General features: G+C 31.1%; 1 protein-coding gene. It reads left to right on the forward strand.

The features are described from left to right. Nucleotides 1–37: 37 nt before the first annotated feature. On the forward strand, nucleotides 38–702 hold a 665-nt coding region (locus tag HM982_RS18420), incomplete at its 3' end, for a hypothetical protein (protein ID WP_179354779.1).

Below are 702 nucleotides of genomic sequence, written 5' to 3' on the forward strand. Positions count from 1 at the left end.
ACATCAACGTTGTGGCACATTTGAAAAACATCGAGATTTGATTAAAATATTTCAGAAATCATTAAAGAAAGAGCTTGCCGAATTGAGCAATGAGATTCTGAATTCTGTTTGGTCGAATAAAATTGAACAATCAAATATTGAGAGTCTCGGAATAAAAGATGGAAAACAAATCATTGCTGAATATTTAGAAAATCGAGAATACGGAATTGCTTATGAACATCTTGCATACATAATAACTGAATGCCAAATGGAATTGAATGTTGAGCAGAAAAACCGAATGGATAGGATTGCGGATAGAATGAATCTTGAACCAATTAAGTTCCTAACTAACGAAAAAGGAACTGACTTTCTGTTTGCTTGTAAAAATCTCTATTTAGCATCAATTCATCCTTTTGACTTTGATAAAAGAAATCTAAATGAATACAAACAAATAGTTGAATTAGGAAAAGAACTTTTGGCTCAAAGAGGGATTCAAAGTTTTTTAGGATATTTAATGGAATCTCAATATCGAGTATCTGTTTGGGCATCAATGATTGCAATAGAATACGGAAAACCAAAACAGGATGAAATTTTGAATTTGAGCGGCACGAAAACAATAATTAATTCTTGTTTGGAATGTATAATGCAAGACGAAATTAATTCTTTATCAGCCGAAATAATTGAAAACAAGAAAAAGTGGAAAAATAAAAACGTGCCACAACA

The organism is Winogradskyella vidalii, from assembly GCF_013403955.1.
Taxonomy (GTDB): Bacteria; Bacteroidota; Bacteroidia; order Flavobacteriales; family Flavobacteriaceae; genus Winogradskyella; species Winogradskyella vidalii.